The sequence below is a fragment of the Microcoleus sp. S13_C3 genome, assembly GCF_036700905.1.
GTDB lineage: Bacteria > Cyanobacteriota > Cyanobacteriia > Cyanobacteriales > Microcoleaceae > Microcoleus.
Genome location: NZ_JAUBPT010000371.1, coordinates 1 through 1011 on the forward strand (window position 1 = coordinate 1; position 1011 = coordinate 1011).

Sequence of the window (1011 nt, forward strand, 5' to 3'; positions counted from 1 at the left end):
GCTGTGACTAAGTATCTTCAGCTTATACCCTGAAAGTTTTTTTTACCTCATCCCCCCCTTTTCAAACATCCTCTAAGACTTGTTTTGCCAAGGCTTCTCCGCAACATTGCTCTAAACTTCACAAAAATTACCCTGAAATACCGAAAACCACTTTTTCACTTCCGCTTGTAGCAAGGGGGATAGGTGGCTAGCAGATTACTTTGGGCTAAAGGGGGAGTCTAGAGTTATATGGATTCTCACGGAAAATATACTTTAGGAGAATCTCAAAAATATTGCGAATAAATAACAGATAATCCCTTACCATCCTCGTTCAATTTTTTTATTTTTTCCGACATGAATTTATACAGTGCTAACTCACTCAAAGTCGAACTCAACCAGAGAGGCTGCCGCCTGACTCCCCAGCGAGAAACTATTTTGAGTGTATTTCAAAATCTACCGCAAGGCAATCATTTAAGTGCGGAAGAATTATATAGGACTTTGCAAAATAAAGGAGAACGAATAGGCTTGTCTACTGTCTACCGAACGCTGCATTTATTAGCAAGGATAGGAATTTTGCGTGAACTAGAATTAGCAGAAGGACACAAACATTACGAACTGAATTTTCCCGAATTGCACCACCACCATCTGGTTTGCATTCAGTGTCACAAAACCTTTGAATTTAGCGAGGAATCAATTTTAAAAATTGGCAAAAAGCAAGTTGAAAAAGCTGGGGTAGAACTGCTAGACTGTCAGTTAACTGTGCGTGCGGTTTGTTTGGAAGCGCTACGGGAGGGATGGCCTTCTTTGGTACCCAGCAATTGGTTGTGTCCCAGATATCATTCAGAAATTGATGAGGAAATTAGTTGAGTTGAATGAAATATACTTGGGTAATTGGTAATTGGTGGTAATTGGTAATTTGTGCTTTTTTATTCGTTATGAGCTGTTAGTTATAGCCTTCTCAGAAAGATGAGGTACTCATGGGCATAGGGCATAGGGCATAGGGCATAGGGCATAGGGCATAGGGCATAGGGC

General features: G+C 40.6%; 1 protein-coding gene. It reads left to right on the top strand.

The annotated features are described in order from the left end of the window. The first annotated feature begins 333 nt into the window (after nucleotides 1-333). Nucleotides 334-846 (top strand): transcriptional repressor, encoded by a 513-nt coding sequence (locus QUA16_RS36795; RefSeq protein WP_333109809.1) that lies wholly within the window; start codon nucleotides 334-336, stop codon nucleotides 844-846. Nucleotides 847-1011: the final 165 nt, after the last annotated feature.

What these genes read in the sequence shown, in the direction of transcription:
- QUA16_RS36795 (WP_333109809.1), top strand. Translation starts at nt 334, where the DNA reads ATGAATTTATACAGTGCTAACTCACTCAAAGTCGAACTCAACCAGAGA.